This window comes from Longispora sp. NPDC051575, from assembly GCF_040681875.1.
Classification (GTDB): domain Bacteria; phylum Actinomycetota; class Actinomycetes; order Mycobacteriales; family Micromonosporaceae; genus Longispora.
Map to the genome: position 1 here is coordinate 306,296 of NZ_JBFAZP010000002.1, position 15,345 is coordinate 321,640.

At 73.8% G+C, this 15,345-nt stretch carries 16 protein-coding genes; 11 read left to right on the forward strand and 5 right to left on the reverse strand.

Features of this window, described 5'->3' with window-relative positions; genetic code table 11:
• The first annotated feature begins 69 nt into the window (after positions 1–69).
• The 7 genes from AB0M43_RS05140 to AB0M43_RS05170 all read left to right on the forward strand — a co-directional run bounded on the left by AB0M43_RS05140 (position 70) and on the right by AB0M43_RS05170 (position 6,443).
• Positions 70–1,053 carry an NAD(P)/FAD-dependent oxidoreductase gene (locus tag AB0M43_RS05140; protein ID WP_363721323.1) on the forward strand — a complete coding sequence of 328 codons (984 nt, stop codon included), beginning with the start codon at positions 70–72 and terminating at the stop codon, positions 1,051–1,053.
• A gap of 62 nt (positions 1,054–1,115) precedes the next feature.
• Complete coding sequence (locus AB0M43_RS05145) at positions 1,116–2,519, forward strand: family 2B encapsulin nanocompartment shell protein (protein WP_363721324.1); 1,404 nt, start codon at positions 1,116–1,118, stop codon at positions 2,517–2,519.
• A gap of 43 nt (positions 2,520–2,562) precedes the next feature.
• On the forward strand, positions 2,563–3,789 hold the full coding sequence (locus AB0M43_RS05150) for a family 2 encapsulin nanocompartment cargo protein terpene cyclase (protein WP_363721326.1): 1,227 nt from the start codon (positions 2,563–2,565) through the stop codon (positions 3,787–3,789).
• A 19-nt stretch (positions 3,790–3,808) separates the two neighbouring features.
• Positions 3,809–4,657 carry a geranyl diphosphate 2-C-methyltransferase gene (locus tag AB0M43_RS05155; RefSeq protein WP_363721328.1) on the forward strand — a complete coding sequence of 283 codons (849 nt, stop codon included), beginning with the start codon at positions 3,809–3,811 and terminating at the stop codon, positions 4,655–4,657.
• Positions 4,658–4,757: 100 nt separating this feature from the next.
• Complete coding sequence (locus tag AB0M43_RS05160; RefSeq protein ID WP_363721330.1) at positions 4,758–5,513, forward strand: IclR family transcriptional regulator; 756 nt, start codon at positions 4,758–4,760, stop codon at positions 5,511–5,513.
• Positions 5,514–5,605: 92 nt separating this feature from the next.
• Positions 5,606–5,746, forward strand: coding sequence for a hypothetical protein (locus tag AB0M43_RS05165; protein ID WP_363721332.1), 141 nt, complete (start codon positions 5,606–5,608; stop codon positions 5,744–5,746).
• A 103-nt stretch (positions 5,747–5,849) separates the two neighbouring features.
• Positions 5,850–6,443: a hypothetical protein gene (locus tag AB0M43_RS05170; protein WP_363721334.1), complete on the forward strand. Its 594-nt coding sequence runs from the start codon at positions 5,850–5,852 to the stop codon at positions 6,441–6,443.
• A gap of 127 nt (positions 6,444–6,570) precedes the next feature.
• Here AB0M43_RS05170 and AB0M43_RS05175 read toward each other — a convergent pair whose 3' ends face one another.
• The 3 genes from AB0M43_RS05175 to AB0M43_RS05185 form a co-directional block, all read right to left on the reverse strand.
• Positions 6,571–6,774: a hypothetical protein gene (locus AB0M43_RS05175; RefSeq protein WP_363721335.1), complete on the reverse strand. Its 204-nt coding sequence runs from the start codon at positions 6,772–6,774 to the stop codon at positions 6,571–6,573.
• Positions 6,775–6,874: 100 nt separating this feature from the next.
• A complete protein-coding gene (locus AB0M43_RS05180; protein ID WP_363721337.1) occupies positions 6,875–9,472 on the reverse strand; it encodes an excinuclease ABC subunit UvrA in 2,598 nt (865 codons plus the stop codon).
• Between the two features lie 144 nt (positions 9,473–9,616).
• The gene (locus AB0M43_RS05185; protein WP_363721339.1) at positions 9,617–9,751 is read right to left on the reverse strand and encodes a hypothetical protein; all 135 of its coding nucleotides are present in this window, start codon (positions 9,749–9,751) and stop codon (positions 9,617–9,619) included.
• Positions 9,752–9,859: 108 nt separating this feature from the next.
• Here AB0M43_RS05185 and AB0M43_RS05190 point away from each other — a divergent pair, with 108 nt between their 5' ends.
• From AB0M43_RS05190 to AB0M43_RS05205, 4 genes are all read left to right on the forward strand, one after another.
• A complete protein-coding gene (locus AB0M43_RS05190) occupies positions 9,860–10,438 on the forward strand; it encodes a hypothetical protein (RefSeq protein WP_363721341.1) in 579 nt (192 codons plus the stop codon).
• Between the two features lie 10 nt (positions 10,439–10,448).
• A complete protein-coding gene (locus AB0M43_RS05195; protein WP_363721342.1) occupies positions 10,449–11,585 on the forward strand; it encodes a sensor histidine kinase in 1,137 nt (378 codons plus the stop codon).
• Positions 11,582–12,217, forward strand: coding sequence for a response regulator transcription factor (locus AB0M43_RS05200; RefSeq protein ID WP_363721344.1), 636 nt, complete (start codon positions 11,582–11,584; stop codon positions 12,215–12,217). The genes AB0M43_RS05195 and AB0M43_RS05200 overlap by 4 nt, the downstream gene beginning before the upstream one ends.
• A gap of 243 nt (positions 12,218–12,460) precedes the next feature.
• Positions 12,461–13,207: a hypothetical protein gene (locus tag AB0M43_RS05205; RefSeq protein ID WP_363721345.1), complete on the forward strand. Its 747-nt coding sequence runs from the start codon at positions 12,461–12,463 to the stop codon at positions 13,205–13,207.
• Between the two features lie 81 nt (positions 13,208–13,288).
• Here the strand turns inward: AB0M43_RS05205 and AB0M43_RS05210 are convergent, their stop codons facing one another.
• Together AB0M43_RS05210 and AB0M43_RS05215 are read right to left on the reverse strand one after the other, a co-directional pair.
• The gene (locus tag AB0M43_RS05210; RefSeq protein ID WP_363721346.1) at positions 13,289–14,491 is read right to left on the reverse strand and encodes a hypothetical protein; all 1,203 of its coding nucleotides are present in this window, start codon (positions 14,489–14,491) and stop codon (positions 13,289–13,291) included.
• Positions 14,492–14,680: 189 nt separating this feature from the next.
• Positions 14,681–15,286, reverse strand: a complete 606-nt coding sequence (locus tag AB0M43_RS05215; protein ID WP_363721347.1) for a DUF4386 domain-containing protein — start codon at positions 15,284–15,286, stop codon at positions 14,681–14,683.
• Positions 15,287–15,345: the final 59 nt, after the last annotated feature.

Genomic DNA, 15,345 nt, shown 5'->3' on the forward strand with positions numbered 1-15,345 from the left:
TGCCATAACGGCAAGAATCGTTGCCGATTTCTGCGGTACGGCGCACGGTGGCCGCAGGAGGTGGTCACAGTGACCGGTCAACTGAGGGACGACTACGACGTGGTGGTACTGGGCGGCAGCGCGGCGGGGCTGAGCGGCGCGTTGATGCTGGCCAGGGCACGGCGGTCGGTGCTGGTGGTCGACGCGGGCGCGCCCCGCAACGCCCCGGCCCGGGCCGTGCACGGGCTGTTGGGGCACGACGGGTTGCCGCCGGCCGAACTGCTGGAGCGCGGGCGCGCGGAGGTCCGCCGGTACGGCGGTCAGGTGCTGACCGGGGAGGTCGCGGGCGTCACCCGGGCGCCTGGAGGACCTGCCGCCGGGGACCCCGGTTTCGCGGTGGCCCTCGCCGACGGCCGGACCGTCCGGGCTCGGCGGCTCCTGGTGGCGACCGGGCTGGTGGACGAGCTGCCGGACGTGCCGGGCCTGCGCGCCCGGTGGGGCCGGGACGTGCTGCACTGCCCGTACTGCCACGGCTGGGAGGTCCGCGACCAGGCCATCGGCGTGCTGGCGAGCGGCCCGATGGCCACCCACCAGGCGCTGCTGTTCCGACAGTGGAGCGCCGACGTCGTGTACTTCGCGCACACCGCGCCGCCGCTGACCGGCGAGGACGCCGAGCGGCTGGCGGCCCGGGGCGTCCGGGTGGTGGCCGGCGAGGTCGCGGCGCTGGAACTCGACGGCGACCGGCTCGCGGGGGTCCGGCTGGGCGACGGCACGGTCGTCCGGCGCGACGCGCTGGTGGTCGCGCCCAGGATGACCGCGCGCGCCGGCTTCCTGGCGGATCTCGGCCTGCGCCCGGTCCCACACCCCTCCGGCCTCGGCGAACACCTCCCCGCCGACCCGACCGGCCGGTCGGACGTGCCCGGGGTGTGGGTCGCGGGCAATGTCACCGACCTGGCGGCACAGGTCGGCGCGGCCTCGGCGGCGGGCGCGGCGGCCGGCGCCCAGATCAACGCGGACCTGGTGGCGGAGGAGACCCGGCGGGCCGTTTCGGCGTTTCATCCCACGGAACAGTGAGTTGCTGGGTATTCGCCATTTTGGTCAGACTTGCCCCACGATCCGCACTCCCGAGGAGACGCATGACCATCAGCCCTGCCACGGAGGCGGCGGAGCGGCAGCTCAGCCTCAGTACCGCCGCCGCACGCAACCTGGCCACCACCACCAAGTCTGTGCCGCAGATGCAGGAGATCAGCTCCCGCTGGCTGCTGCGGACCCTGCCCTGGGTGCAGGTGCCCGGCGGCGCGTACCGGGTCAACCGGCGGCTGACCTACACCGTCGGCGACGGCCGGGTCGAGTTCGTCAACACCGGCTCGGACATCCGGGTGATCCCGGCGGAGCTCACCGAGCTGCCCGTCCTGCGCGGGCTCGACGACCCCGACACGCTCGCCGCGCTGGCCGGCCGGTTCACCCAGCTGGAGTTCGAGCCCGGCCAGGTGATCGTCGAGTTCGGGCACGCGGCCGACCAGGTGTACCTGATCGCGCACGGCCGCGCGGTCCGCCAGGGCGTCGGCGAGTACGGCGACCCGACCGTCCTCGGCGTGCTGGCCGGCGGCGACCACTTCGGCGACTGGTCGCTCGTGGACGACGCGGGCATCTGGGAGCACACCGTCAAGGCCACCACCCAGCTCACCGTGCTCGCCCTGCCCCGGGCGGCGTTCGAGCAGGTCCTGGACTCCTCGACGCCGCTCCGCGAGCACGTGGACCGCCTGGTCGCCGCCGTCGGCCCGGAGATCAACCGGCACGGCGAGGCCGCGATCGACATGGCCGCCGGGCACGTCGGCGAGGCCCTGCTCCCCAGCACGTTCGTCGACTACGAACTCGCGCCGCGCGAACTGGAACTCAGCGTCGCCCAGACCGTGCTGCGGGTGCACTCCCGGGTCGCCGACCTCTACAACGAGCCGATGAACCAGGTCGAGCAGCAGCTGCGGCTGACCGTCGAGGCGCTGCGGGAACGCCAGGAGTACGAGCTGGTCAACAACCCCGAGTTCGGGCTGCTCGCCAACGCCGACCTGCGGCAGCGGATCCACACCCACAGCGGCGCGCCGACCCCCGACGACCTCGACGAGCTGCTGTCGCGGCGGCGCAACTCCAAGGCGTTCTTCGCGCACCCGCAGGCCATCGTGGCGTTCCTGCGCGAGTGCACCAAGCGCGGGATCTACCCGGACAACGTGGAGGTGGACGGGAAGCGGCAGCTCGCCTGGCGCGGCGTGCCGCTGTACCCGTGCGGCAAGATCCCGATCTCGAAGAACCGGACCACGTCGATCCTCGTGATGCGCACCGGCGAGGAGGACCAGGGCGTGATCGGCCTGCGGCCCGGCCCGCTGCCGGACGAGTACCAGCCCGGGCTGAACGTGCGGTTCATGGGCATCAACGAGCAGGCCGTGATGTCGTACCTGGTCAGCGCCTACTACTCGGCCGCGATCCTGGTGCCCGACGCGCTCGGCGTCCTCGACGACGTCCAGCTCGGCGTCGAGCACGGCTAGCACACGCCCCCGCCCCGCACGAGGGAGGTACCCGTTGCCTGTCATGTCCCGCCTTCCCACCCCGGGCGGTGCGCCGCGCGCCCCCGACGACCTGGCCGCGCTCGCCCGGGCGCTGCTGTCCGACACCTGGGCGGCCCCGTCGGCCGCGCTGGACGACGTGCTCGACCCGCCGGAGCCGACGGTCCCGGCGGCGTTCCAGGCCCGGCCCACCGGCCTGGGCACCTCGGCGGCGCGGTTGGTGGCGGGCCTGCTCGGGCCGTCGCCGACCGCCGCGGAGGAGCCCGGGGAGGCCCCGCCGGCCGAGGACGACCCGCTGCCGGAGCTCTTCTGCCCCGGCCCGGTCCGCGACGACCCCGCGCTCGGCGAACTGGTCAACGAGCGGCTCGTCGCGTGGGCCGGGGAGATGGGCATCTACGCCGGCCGCCTGGAGCACCTGCGGTCCTGCAACTTCGGCCGGCTGATGATGCTCACCCACCCGGCGGTGGACGACCCGGACCGGCTGCTGGCCGCCACCCAGGTCGTGGTCGCCGAATGGGCCGCCGACGACTACTACCTCGACGAGGAGGAGATGGGGGCGGACCCGCAGCTCACGAGCGCACGCCTGGCCCTGATCTACGGCATGGTCGACCCCGTCACCCTGCCCCGGGCCTACCAGCCCGAGCTCGACGCGTTCGTGCGCACCGAGCCGATCGCCCGGGCGTTCCGGTCCGGGATGCGCAACCTGTCGCAGTACACGACGGGCACGCAGATGGGCCGGTTCCAGCACCAGATGGCGATCCTGTTCACCACGCTCGGGCAGAACGCGAGCTGGCGGGTCAGCCAGGAACGGCCGGCGGTGTGGGAGTACCTCGTGCACCGCAACCACAACAGCTACCTGCCCCCGATGATCCTGATCGACGCCCTCGCCGGCTACGAACTGAGCGCCGAGGAGTTCTACCACCCGGCGGTGCGGCGCGCGTTCACGATGGCCGGACTGGCCGCCGTGCTGATCAACGACCTCAACTCCGCCGGCAAGGAATCCGACGACGACCTGAGCCTGCCCGAGTTGCTCATGTCGGAGGAGGGCCTCACCAGGAGGGGCGCGATCCGCCGCACCATCGAGATCCACAACGAGCTGATGCGGGCCTTCGTCGCCGAGGCGGGCGCGCTCAGCCTCGTCGGCACACCCAATCTGCGCCGGTTCTTCGCCGACACGTGGGCGTGGTGCGGCGGAAGCCGCGAATGGCACGCCACGACCCGCCGGTACCACGCTGACTCCCCCGCCGCCTGACCAGTACGAGGAGAACACGATGACCATGACGGACACCGTTCTGCGCACCGCCTACCAGCGTTCCATCGCCCGGTACTGGGACGAGGAGCGCGACCCGGTGAACATCCGGCTCGGCGAGGTCGACGGCCTGTTCCACCACCACTACGGGATCGGCGCCGTCGACCCGAAGCTCCTGGAGGACCTGCCGAACGCCAGCGACGAGCGGATCATCGCCGAGCTGCACCGGCTGGAGAGCGCGCAGGCCTCGTTCCTGCTCGACAACCTGGGCCCCGTGGCGGCCACCGACCGGCTGCTCGACGCCGGTTCGGGGCGCGGCGGGACCTCGTTCATGGCCAACCAGCGGTTCGGTTGCCAGGTCGACGGGGTGTCGATCTCCCAGCAGCAGGTCGACTTCGCCAACGCCCAGGCCGCCGAGCGCGGCGTGGCCGACAAGGTGCGGTTCCACTTCCGCAACATGCTGGACAACGGCCTTCCGACGGGTACCGTGCGCGCGGCGTGGAACAACGAGTCCACTATGTACGTCGACCTGTTCGAGCTGTTCGCCGAGCACGCCCGGAGCCTGGCCTTCGGCGGGCGGTACGTCACGATCACCGGGTGCTGGAACGACCTGACCGGCGGCCGGTCCAAGGCCGTGATCCAGATCGACGAGCGCTACACGTGCAACGTGCACTCCCGGGGCGAGTACTTCAAGGCCATGGCCGCCAACAGTCTCACCCCGATCGAGGTCATCGACCTCACGGCCCTGACCATCCCGTACTGGGAACTGCGGGCCCGGTCCTCGGTGGCCACCGGCGTGGAGGAGCCGTTCCTCACCGCGTACAAGGAGGGCAGCTTCCACTACCTGATGATCGTGGCCGACCGGATCTGACGGGTCGCCCGGGACCGTGCCCCGCACCGGGCACGGTCCCGCCGTCGTTATCCACAGGTCGCCCCTTCGCCCCCGTGGCCTGTCCCCTTCGGCGGTACCCATGACCGACGCACCGTCCACCACCTCCCTCGTCGGCCGGGTCATCCGGATCGCCACCTGCCTGCTCCGCGAGGGCCGCCCGCTGGGCATCTCGGAGATGGCGCGCCTCCTCGGCCTCCCCAAGGCCACCGTGCACCGCCTGGTCACCGCCCTGGTCGCGGAGGGCGCGGTGGTCCGCTACGGCAGCCTGTACGACATCAGCGACCGGACCTGGCGGCTCCTGGACGCGGCGGCCACTCCCCCGCACGCGCTGCTGCGCACGGTGCTCGCCCCGCACGTCATGGAGCTGTTCCACCACACCCGGCTGTCCACCAGCCTCGCCGTACTCCGCGGCACGATGGTCTTCCACCTCGAACGCCTCCAGACCCGCACGGGCCGCCCGCAGCTCGCCAACCACGCGCCCGCGCACGCCACCGCCACGGGCAAGGCCCTGCTGGCCCACCACGCCGACATCCACCAGATCCTCGGGTCCCTGCCGTTGCGGGCGTTCACGGCCCGGACGGTGGCCGACCCCGCCCAACTGGCCACCGAGTTGGCCACGATCCGGACCCGGGGCGTCGCCTACGACCACGGCGAGTACGTCGACGAGCAGGTCGGGATGGCCGTGGCGGTGCACGGCGCGGCGGGCAGCCCGGTCGCCGCGATCGGCGTGGCCGGGCCGCGCGACGCGGTCCCGTTCGCCAGTGTCGAACCGATCCTGCGGCGGGTGGCGCACGCGGCGTCGACGGCGCTGCGCAGGGCCGGGACGGTCGCGTAAGACCCCGGCCGAGCGCGGGAGACGGCCTCACCTGGGCGGAGGCCCGCACCGCTGCCTAGAGTGGAGCGTCCCCGCGAAGAGAGGCGCGCCCTGTGAACCCTGACGAGATCGACCGCCGGATCCAGAAGGACACCAAGCACAACAAGCTGGGCGAACTCTCCCGGGAGCTGATGATCGCGGGACTCGTGCTGGCGGTCGTGGTCGTCTGCGTGGGGCTGTGGTTGTGCCGGTGACGGCGGCCCCGACGGGACCCGGGGGCAGGTCAGGGTAGAACCAGGGTCCGCGACCGGGGTCTCCCCGGAGGTCCGCGCGCCCGGACCGGGACAGGATCAGGGCATGGCCTCCCAGAGAGCACTCGTCCTCGCCGCCCCGCTGTGCGTCGCGGGCTACGGGGTGGTCCGGTTCCTCGGCGCCCAGGACGGCCGGTACGGGCCGGGGCTCGACTGGCAGGCCGCCCACCTGCTCGGCCTCGCGGGCATGGTCCTGTTCGTCCCGGTGGTCCTCGGCCTCGGCCAGTGCCTGCGGCGGGGGCCGGTGCGCGCGCTCACCGTCACGGCCACCGTGGTCGGCCTGCTGGCCACGATGGTCCAGTTCGGAGCGGACATCGCCTGGGGCGCGCTGGCCTCGGACCCGGCGGACCTGCGCACCCTGGCGGCGGAGTTCGCGGCGGTCCCCGGGGTGGAGCCCGCGTTCCACACGGTCGGGCCGCGGCTGTTCCCGCTCGGCCTGGTCGTGCTCCTGACGCTGCTCGCCGGGGCGCGCCGGATGCCGTGGTGGAGCCCGGTGGCGGTGCTCGCAGGGATCCTCGTGCCGGCGGTCGACCCGGACCTGCTCCCGGTGGCCGGGCTGCTGATGGCGGTCGCGCTGGCGCCGACGGCCACCTGGCCGGAGCCGAGGTTCGCCCGGTCGGCCCTGGTCTGGAGCCCGTGAGCCCGGGCCTGTGAGTCCCGGGCCGGGCGTGATGCCGAGACCTTCAGTCCCGGGCCGGGCCTGGTTCCGAGACCGTGTGTCCCGGCCCCTGGTGCGGGGGCCGGGGATCACGGTCGGGTCGCGGGGGTCAGATCCCGGTGTTGGCGCCGCCCATGGCCGAGGGGCCACTGCGGGAGTACTCGACGATCCCGGCGTAGTTGGCGTTCTCGCCCCGGTCCGGGTAGACGTTCGACGCGTCGCGCGGCCCGAGCCTGCCGGCCCGGCGACGGTCGAAGAGGACCGCGAACACGGTCAGCGCCAGCACTACCAACCCCGCCCATATCATCCACATGCCACAAAGGTAGGTCCCGCCCGGCCGGTCGACAACGATCGACGATCACGATTCGGATACCGGACAGGCGCCGTCGGGGACGGACGGGCGTTCCGCCCGGCTAGCCCGCCGCGCGCGGCCCGCGCGCCATCCGGGCCGCCAGGTACGGGCCCGTCACGCTGCCCGGGGCCGCCGCCACCTCCGCCGGCCGCCCGGCGGCCACGATCCGGCCACCGGCGGACCCGCCACCGGGGCCGAGGTCGACCACCCAGTCCGCGCCCGCCGCGACGTCCAGATCGTGCTCGACGAGGACCACGGTGTTGCCGGCGTCGACGAGTCCGCGCAGCTGGGACACCAGGAGTTCGACGTCGGCGGGGTGCAGGCCGGTCGTCGGCTCGTCGAGCACGTACAGGGTGCGGCCGCGCCGGACCCGCTGGAGTTCGCTGGCGAGTTTGACCCGCTGGGCCTCGCCGCCCGACAGGGTGGTCGCCGGCTGGCCGAGCCGCAGGTAGCCGAGCCCGACCTCGGCGAGGACCGCGAGGCTGCGGGCGGCGGCGGGCACGTCGCGCAGGACGTCGCGGGCCTCGTCGACGGTCAGGGCGAGCACGTCGGCGACCGACCGGCCGTCGACGGTCACCTCCAGGGTCGCGGGGTCGTAGCGGCTGCCGTGGCACACCGGGCACGGCGCGCTGGCCCCCGGCAGGAACAGCATCTCGATGGAGATCGCGCCCTCGCCCTGGCAGTTCTCGCACCGGCCGCCGGGCACGTTGAAGGAGAACCGGCCGGCGTCGTACCCGCGGGACCGGGCTTCCGGGGTGGCCGCGAACAGCTTGCGGACCGCGTCGAACAGTCCGGTGTACGTCGCCAGGTTCGACCTCGGGGTGCGGCCGATCGGGCGCTGGTCGACCCGGACCAGCCGGTGCACCCCGTCGAGGCCGGTCGCGGTCACCCCGTCGGCGGGCCGGTCCTCCGCCGCCGGCAGGTCCTCGTCCTCCTCGGGCCGCTCCGGTTCGACGCCGAGGTGCGCGGCGACGACCGCCGGGAGGACCTGGCTGACCAGGGTGGACTTGCCCGAGCCGGACACGCCGGTCACGACGGTGAACGCGCCCAGCGGGAAGCGCGCGGTCACGTCGCGCAGGTTGTGCCGGGTCACGCCGCGCAGCTCCAGCCAGCCCGACGGTTCGCGCGGGGCGGGGCGGGCGGATCCGGCGCCCTCGAACAGGTACGGCCGGGTGGCCGAGGCCTCGACGTCGGCCAGGCCCGCGACCTCCCCGCTGTAGAGCACCCTGCCGCCGTGCTCGCCCGCCCCGGGGCCGACGTCGACGATCCAGTCCGCGTCGCGTACCACGTCGAGGTTGTGTTCCACGACGAACAGGGAGTTGCCGGCGGCGCGCAACCGGCGCAGAGCGGCCAGCAGCGCCTCCGTGTCGGCCGGGTGCAGCCCGGCGGACGGCTCGTCGAGGACGTAGAGCACCCCGAACAGCCCGGTGCGCAGCTGGGTGGCCAGCCGCAGCCGCTGGAGCTCCCCGGCCGACAGCGTGGCCGTGGACCGGTCGGTGCCGAGGTAGCCGAGCCCCAGCTCCGTCATGGTGCCGATCCGGTCGAGCAGGTTGGCGACCAGGGTCGCGGCGGCCTCGGCGCGGGCGCCGGTCACCCCGTCGGCGGCGAGCCGGTCCGGGGCGACTGCGGCGGCGAGGACGGTGGCCAGGCCGGACAGCGGCAGGGCGGCCAACCGGGTCACGTCCTGCCCGGCGAACCGCACGGCGAGGGCCTCCGGGCGCAGCCGGCGACCCTCGCACACCGGGCACGGGGCCGACTCCAGGAACCGGGCCGCGCGGGCCCGCAGCGCGGGGCTCTTCGTGGTCGCGTAGGTGTGCAGCACGTAGCGGCGGGCGCTGGAGTAGGTGCCCTGGTAGGGGCGGGTGATCCGGTGCGCCTCGCGCACCGGGTGCACGGTGACCACCGGCTGCTCGTCGGTCGTCAGGATCCAGTCGCGCCGCTCGGCGGGCAGCTCCGACCAGGGCAGGTCGATGTCGACGCCGAGTTCGGCGAGGATGTCGCGGTAGTTCTTGCCCTGCCAGGCGCCCGGCCAGGCCGCGACCGCGCCGTCCCGGATGCTCAGGCTCTGGTCGGGGACCATCTTCGCCGCGCTCACCGTGTGCACCTGGCCGAGGCCGTGGCAGTGCGGGCACGCCCCGACGGCGGTGTTCGGCGAGAAGGCGTCGGAATCGAGAAGTTCAGCACCCGACGGGTACGCCCCGGCGCGGGAGAACAGCATCCGCAGCACGTTGGACAGGTGCGTGACCGTGCCCACCGAGGACCGGGTCGTGCCGCCGCCCCGGGGCTGGCGCAGCGCCACGGCCGGGGGCAGGCCGGTGATGTCGCCGACCCGGGGCGCGCCGACCTGGTCGATCAGGCGGCGCGCGTAGGGGGCGACGGACTCCAGGTAGCGGCGCTGGGCCTCGGCGTAGATGGTGCCGAAGGCCAGCGAGGACTTGCCGGAACCGGACACACCCGTGAAGACCACGACCTGGTCGCGGGGTACGGCCACGTCGACGCCGCGGAGATTGTGTTCGCGGGCCCCGCGCACCCGCACCATGGCGTCGGGCCCGGCGTCCGGCGCCGCCGGTCCGGCACCGGATGCCCGCGGCCCGGCGTCGGCGGGACGCGGGCCCCGGTCGGCGGCGGGCCGGCCGGCGTCGGCAGGTGTCCTCGGCACAGCGCACCCCCGTCTCCGCACCTCGGGCACCAGTCTAGGGAGTGGGCCCGGCGCCCCGGAGCGGATCCGGGCGGACCGCGCCGGGTCCGGCCGCCGGTCCCGGGTCGTTCCTGGCGCGTGCCGGCGTCGCGGGGGCCGGGCGGGCTAGCGGGACGGCTGGCCGGCGCCCGGGCAGGGCCCGCCCGGGCCGTCGGCGGGGTGCGGGGGCGTCGGGCTGCCCGCGTTGACGTAGACCCGGGCCTCGCAGACCGGGCAGCGGCTCATGACCTCGTGTTCCATGCGTGGCCCGTACCCGTCGGGGGCGTTCTTCGAACATGACCCGGCACGTGCCGGACCGTGGCCGTTCGGCACTGCCGGGGTGCCCCGCCGCGAACCTAGCGTGGCGGCATGTCTCTCACCTGGTTGTCGCGCTTCGGCGCAGTGTGCGGTGTCCTGCTCGGCCTCTCGCTCGGGGTGCCCGGCCTCATCGAGTCCTTCACCGGCGAGACCACGGTCACGAGTTTCGTGGTCGGCCTGGGGGCGGCGTGCGGGGCCCCCGCGCTGACCGCCATCTACCTGCGGCAGAGCCACGCGGCCGGCCGGTTCGGGGCGGTGGCCTACGCGGTCAACCTGATCGGGCTCGGCCTGTTCGCCGGGGTCGCGTTCGCCCTGAACCTGGTCGTGTTCTTCCTGGACGAGGCCGTCGTCACGGAGCTGCTCGAAGGGCCGACCCGGTTCGCCGTCCTCGGCAGCGTGCTCGTCTTCGTGGTGGGCACGGTCCTGTTCGGGATCTCCCTGATCCGGGCGAAGGTCTTCCCGCGCCTGCCCTCCTGGGGCTACCCGGTCACGCTGACCCTGCTGGCCGTCCTCGCGTCGCTGCCCGACACCCTGTTCGGCAGCGCGGTGCACGTCCTGGCCTGCGCCTCGATGGTGTGGCTGTCCGTGTCGACGTGGACCGGGACCTCCCCTGCCCTGGCGCGGACGTAGGCTCGGGGCCGTGACCTCCTCGCGGCCCGTCCCGTGGGTGTCGCCCGTGCTGTACGCGGCCGTGCTGGTCGCCGGGCTGTACGCCGGTGTCCGCGGCCTGGGCGACACCCACCTCGTCCTGTTCGCCGGCGGGATCGCGGCCCTGTTCGCCCTCGAACTCGTCGAGGCGCGCGGGCGTGGCCGGGCCGCCCTCCTGCTGGCCGCCCGGGCGGTGCTGTTCCTGGCCGTCGCGGCGGCGGACGGCTCGGGCCTGTCCCGGGCGCTGTTCGTGCTCGTGCCCTTCACCGCGTACTTCGCCTTCGGCCGGGCGGTGGCCCTGGCCCTCGGCGCCGGTTGCCTCGGCCTGGTCCTCGTCGGCCACCAGGTCACCTCCCCCGGCTGGACCACGGATCTGGAGAAGGTCTCCGACCTGCTGATGTTCGCCCTCGGCCTGGTGCTCGCCGTGACGATGGCCGCCGTCGCGGTCGAGGAGCGCGCCGGCCGCCACAGGCTGGAGGAGTCGCACCGCCGGATCGCCGACCTGTCCGCCGCCGCCGAGCGGACCCGGATCGCCCGCGACATCCACGACGACGTCGGGCACCACCTGACCGCCGTTCTGGTGCTGTTGGAGAAGGCCACCGCCTTCCGGGACCGCGACCCCGACCTGGCCCGCGAGGCGCTCGGCGACGCGGAACGGTCGGCCCGCCGGGCCCTGGAGGACGTCCGGCGGTCGGTGCGGACCCTGCACGCCGAACCGGGGCCGTTCCGGCTGACCCGCGCGCTGGACGAGCTGGTCGGCGACAGCGTCCCGGTGCGGGTCACCGGGGACGAGGACCGGTACGGCGAGGAGACGCTGCGGGTCCTGTTCCGCGCCGCCCAGGAGGGGATCACCAACGCCCGCCGGCACGCCCGGGCCACCGCCATCGAGGTGCTCGTGGACTTCGGCGCCGACCGGGCCCGGCTGACGATCGGCGACGACGGGCGCGGGTTCGCCCCCGGCGCGGAGGGCTTCGGCCTACGCGGCCTGCGGGACCGGGTGGAGCGGGTCGGCGGGCGGCTGGACGTGGCCGGCGGGCCGGCGGGCGGCACCCGGCTCGTGGTGACCGTGCCCGGCGGGGCTCGCCGGCCGGTGCCCGGCCCCGTGGGGACCCCCGGGGGCGCGCCGTGACGGTGCGGGTGCTCGTGGCCGACGACCAGGTCCTGGTCCGGGAGGGGATCGCGTCCCTGCTCGGCCTCCAGGAGGGCATCGAGGTGGTGGCGACGGCCGGTGACGGTCGGGAGGCCGCGGCCAGGGCACTGGCGACCCGACCCGACATCGTCCTGATGGACGTGCGGATGCCCGACATGGACGGGCTGGACGCCGCCGCGCTGCTGCGGGCCGAGCTGCCGGACTGCCGGGTCGTCATGCTCACCACGTTCGACGACCAGCGGTACGTGGTGCGGGCGTTGCGGGCCGGCGCCGCCGGGTACCTGCTGAAGGATCTGCCGTCGGCCCAGCTCGCGGCGGCGGTCCGGCTCGCGCACGCCGGGGTGGTGCAGTTCGACCCCGCCGCCGCCGCGCGCCTGGCCTCGGCGGTCGGCGCCCCGCCCGAGCGGTCGGACGTGGCGCTGACGGACCGCGAGGTGGACGTGCTGCGCCTCGTCGCGCGGGGGCTGACCAACCGCGAGATCGCCCGTCAGCTGCACCTCAGCGAGGGCACGGTGAAGAACTACCTGTCCCGGGTCCTGGAGCGGCTCGGCGTCCGGGACCGCACCCAGGCCGCCGTCTACGCCCGCGAGCACGGGCTGCTCGGGCCGTGACCCCGGGGCAGGGCCGTGATCCCGGGGGCCGCGTCGGGCCGGGCCACGCTGCGTCTTCGCCCCGTGGCCCGGCCCCGGTGCGCCTCCGCCCCGCCGGATGAATCCGCCGGTCGCCAGGGACCTCCGGGGCACGGAAGCGGCCACAGTGGATGTTCGCCGGGGACCAGGCCGTCGACGCACTGGGAGCCCATCCGTGAGCCGTCCGGGATCCGAACGTGACCGCCCGCCCCGAAACTCATTGCCATGCGCCGATTCCTGCTCGCCACCCTGACCATCCTCGGGCTGGCCGTCCTCATCCCCGCCAGCGTGCTGGCCGCAGCCTGGGCCGGGCCCGGCGCGACGCACTGGTCCGGGGCGGCCCTGTCCGGCTTCGGCCCGACCGGGTCCACCGACCACGACCTTCCCGACAGGTACGTGACCCAGCTCGGCCCGATCAACGACCTGCTCTCGGCGCACTCCCGGGACCTGGCCGGGTGGCGGTACGACGGGGACCGGATCGTGGTCCTCGCCGCCACGGACACCGGCGAACGGCTGGTCCGCGACACCCTGCGCGACTACCCCCTTCCCTGGCGCGTCGAGCGGGTCCGGTTCAGCGACGCCCATCTCCAGGAGCGGAAGACGCGGATCTCCAACACGCCCGGCCTCCTGCGGGCCACGCCGTCCCGGCTGGTCACGGTGGGCGTGGATCCGCCGGCCAACTGCGTGCTGCTGGTCGCCGTCCGGCTGGACCACGATCTCTTCAACCGCCTCGACGGGTACGAGGACGAGGCGTGCGTCCGCTACGCCTACGCCGAGGGGACGGTGTCCCTGGCCGACAACTCCGGCGGGCCCCCGGCGACGTACTGGGACCCGGCGACGCTGCCGGGCACGTACCTCACGCTGCTGACCGGCTTCCCGTGGCACATCGCGGCGGGACTGCTGCTGTTCGGCGCACCGTGGGTGCTACCGGCGCTGCGGCGGCGCGCCCGCGCGAGGGCCGCGGCGGCGTGACCCGTCCCGGACCCGAACGGCCGACGGTGCCGCCGTGCCCGCCCCGAGCAGCGCGGGCACGGCGGCCACCGTCGTGGGCGGCTACCGCTTCGGCAGCTGTTCCAGGATGAACTCGCACAGTTCGCGGGTGATGGCGGTGTGGCCGGTGTTGGCCGAGGACGTGCGGTGCAGGTCGAGTTCGAACCGGTCGTCGCCGAGCTCGTCGACGTTGAGGGCCAGGTCGGCCGGGTCGCCGATGTCGGTACCGGTCACGGCCAGCGCGCTGATCGTGGGGATGAAGTTCACGTCCGGGTAAGGGGCGACGGCCTGCTGCCCGGCGACCGCGCTGATCGTGGCGGCGGCGATGGCGAACGAGTCGAGGGTGCCGCCGGCCACGCTGTCGAGCTCGGGATACCCCGGCGTGTACTTGTCCGCCGGGAACAGCCCGATGGTCCGGAGCTTGGCGACCTGCTGCGGGTCGCCGGAGCCCTGGATGTAGAGCTCGGTGCCGTAGTAGAGGCCCTGGGTGACCGCGAATCCGATCTCGCCGGGCGGGTTGCCGTTGCCCTGGCCGTCGCCACGGCCGTTGGCCACCCCGATCTTGACGGGCCGCACGGGCCAGTCGCCGAGCCGGGCCAGTTCCGCGCGGAACTTCCGGCGCTCCTCGTGCTCCTCCGGGTCGGCGGCCAGGCTGGTCTTCTGCTTCCAGAGCATCTGCCGGGCCGCGTCGCTGTCGATGAGGTCGGCGAGGGCGGAGTTGGTCGGCTTGATGTACCAGGCGAGGCTCTGCAGGCTGATCGGGACCCACGCGCCCAGGTGCGGGGTGTCGTAGGAGAAGTAGTGCGAGACGCGGTGGTCCATCCGGAGGAGTTCCATCCGGGCCAGCGCGTACCGGGTGACGAGGCCGCCCATGCTGAACCCGCCCACCACGAGCGGGGTGTCGGTGACCGACTCGGCGATGGCCTGCCAGATGCACTGTGTCGCGGTCTCGGCGTTGGCGAGGACGGAGCGGGAACAGTCGCGGTAGCCGAGGACGATCACGTCGTAGCCGCGCTGGTTGAGTTCGGTGATCAGCGCGAACTCGCCGTTGTTCTCGAAGCCCCAGTACAGGGCGGTGCGGTCGCTCTCGCCGAGGTGGAAGCCGTCGGACATGATGATCGGCTGCTGGAGCTGGTCGTGGCCGGGGGCGTAGTAGACCCAGCCCCAGCCCCCGTCGAGCGTCCACGTGCGATCGGGGACGCGGATGCGTCGGACGGACTGGTCGGGCTGGGCCTGGCCGAACGGGTAGACGGCGGATCCGGTCATGGGAAACCCCTTCCATCGGGTACTACCAATGACCGAACGTAGTCTTGCCATATTCGGAGAGCAATGCCCGATGTGGGTGGTCCACAGAGGACTAATCAATATTTAGGCGTGTTAAGAGTGCTGTAGTTCCTGGCGGGGCACCAGATATGCCATAGGTTCCCTTGATCTACAAGACCGTCATGTCGGACTTCAGACAAGATCGCCGACGGGTACGGCCGGAGCGGGGCGCTCCACGGGGAAGCCCCTGACCAGCAGCAGCACGCCCAGCGCGACCTCGAACAGTCCACCGGGGACGGACAGCGCCACGCCGACCCGGTGGCCGAGGATCTCCAGGACCGCGCCCAGCGTGAGGACCGCGTACCCGGCGAGGCCCCAGAGCGCCACGGGGCGGGGCACCAGGCGCGCGCGGAACAGGACGCGGCAGAACGCCAGGCTGCCGAGCCCGAGCGAGATCATGGCGACCTGGTACGCGTACCGGTTGCCCTCCCGGGCCAGCGACCCGAGCAGCGCCGCCCCGCCGTCGCGCTCCCCCGCGAGCGGCACCTGGAGGAGCAGCAGGACCACGCCCACCGCCAGCAGCAGCGCCTCGCCCGCCCGCGCCACCAGGTACCCGTGGGCGGAGGCCTCGCCGTGCGCCCTCAGGACGGGGAACACCAGCACCCCGATCCCGGCGACGACGACGGAGTTGGCCAGCATCAGCAGCGCCCCCGCCGGCAGTCGGCCCCCAGAACCGCCCTCGACCAGGGCGTTCCCCGCGATGTACACGACGAACGCGAGCAGGAACAAAGCGCCCACAACGCGTCCGGTGGTCCTTCTCGACATGACTTCCCTCTCCCCCGGCGCGTCCGAACCGC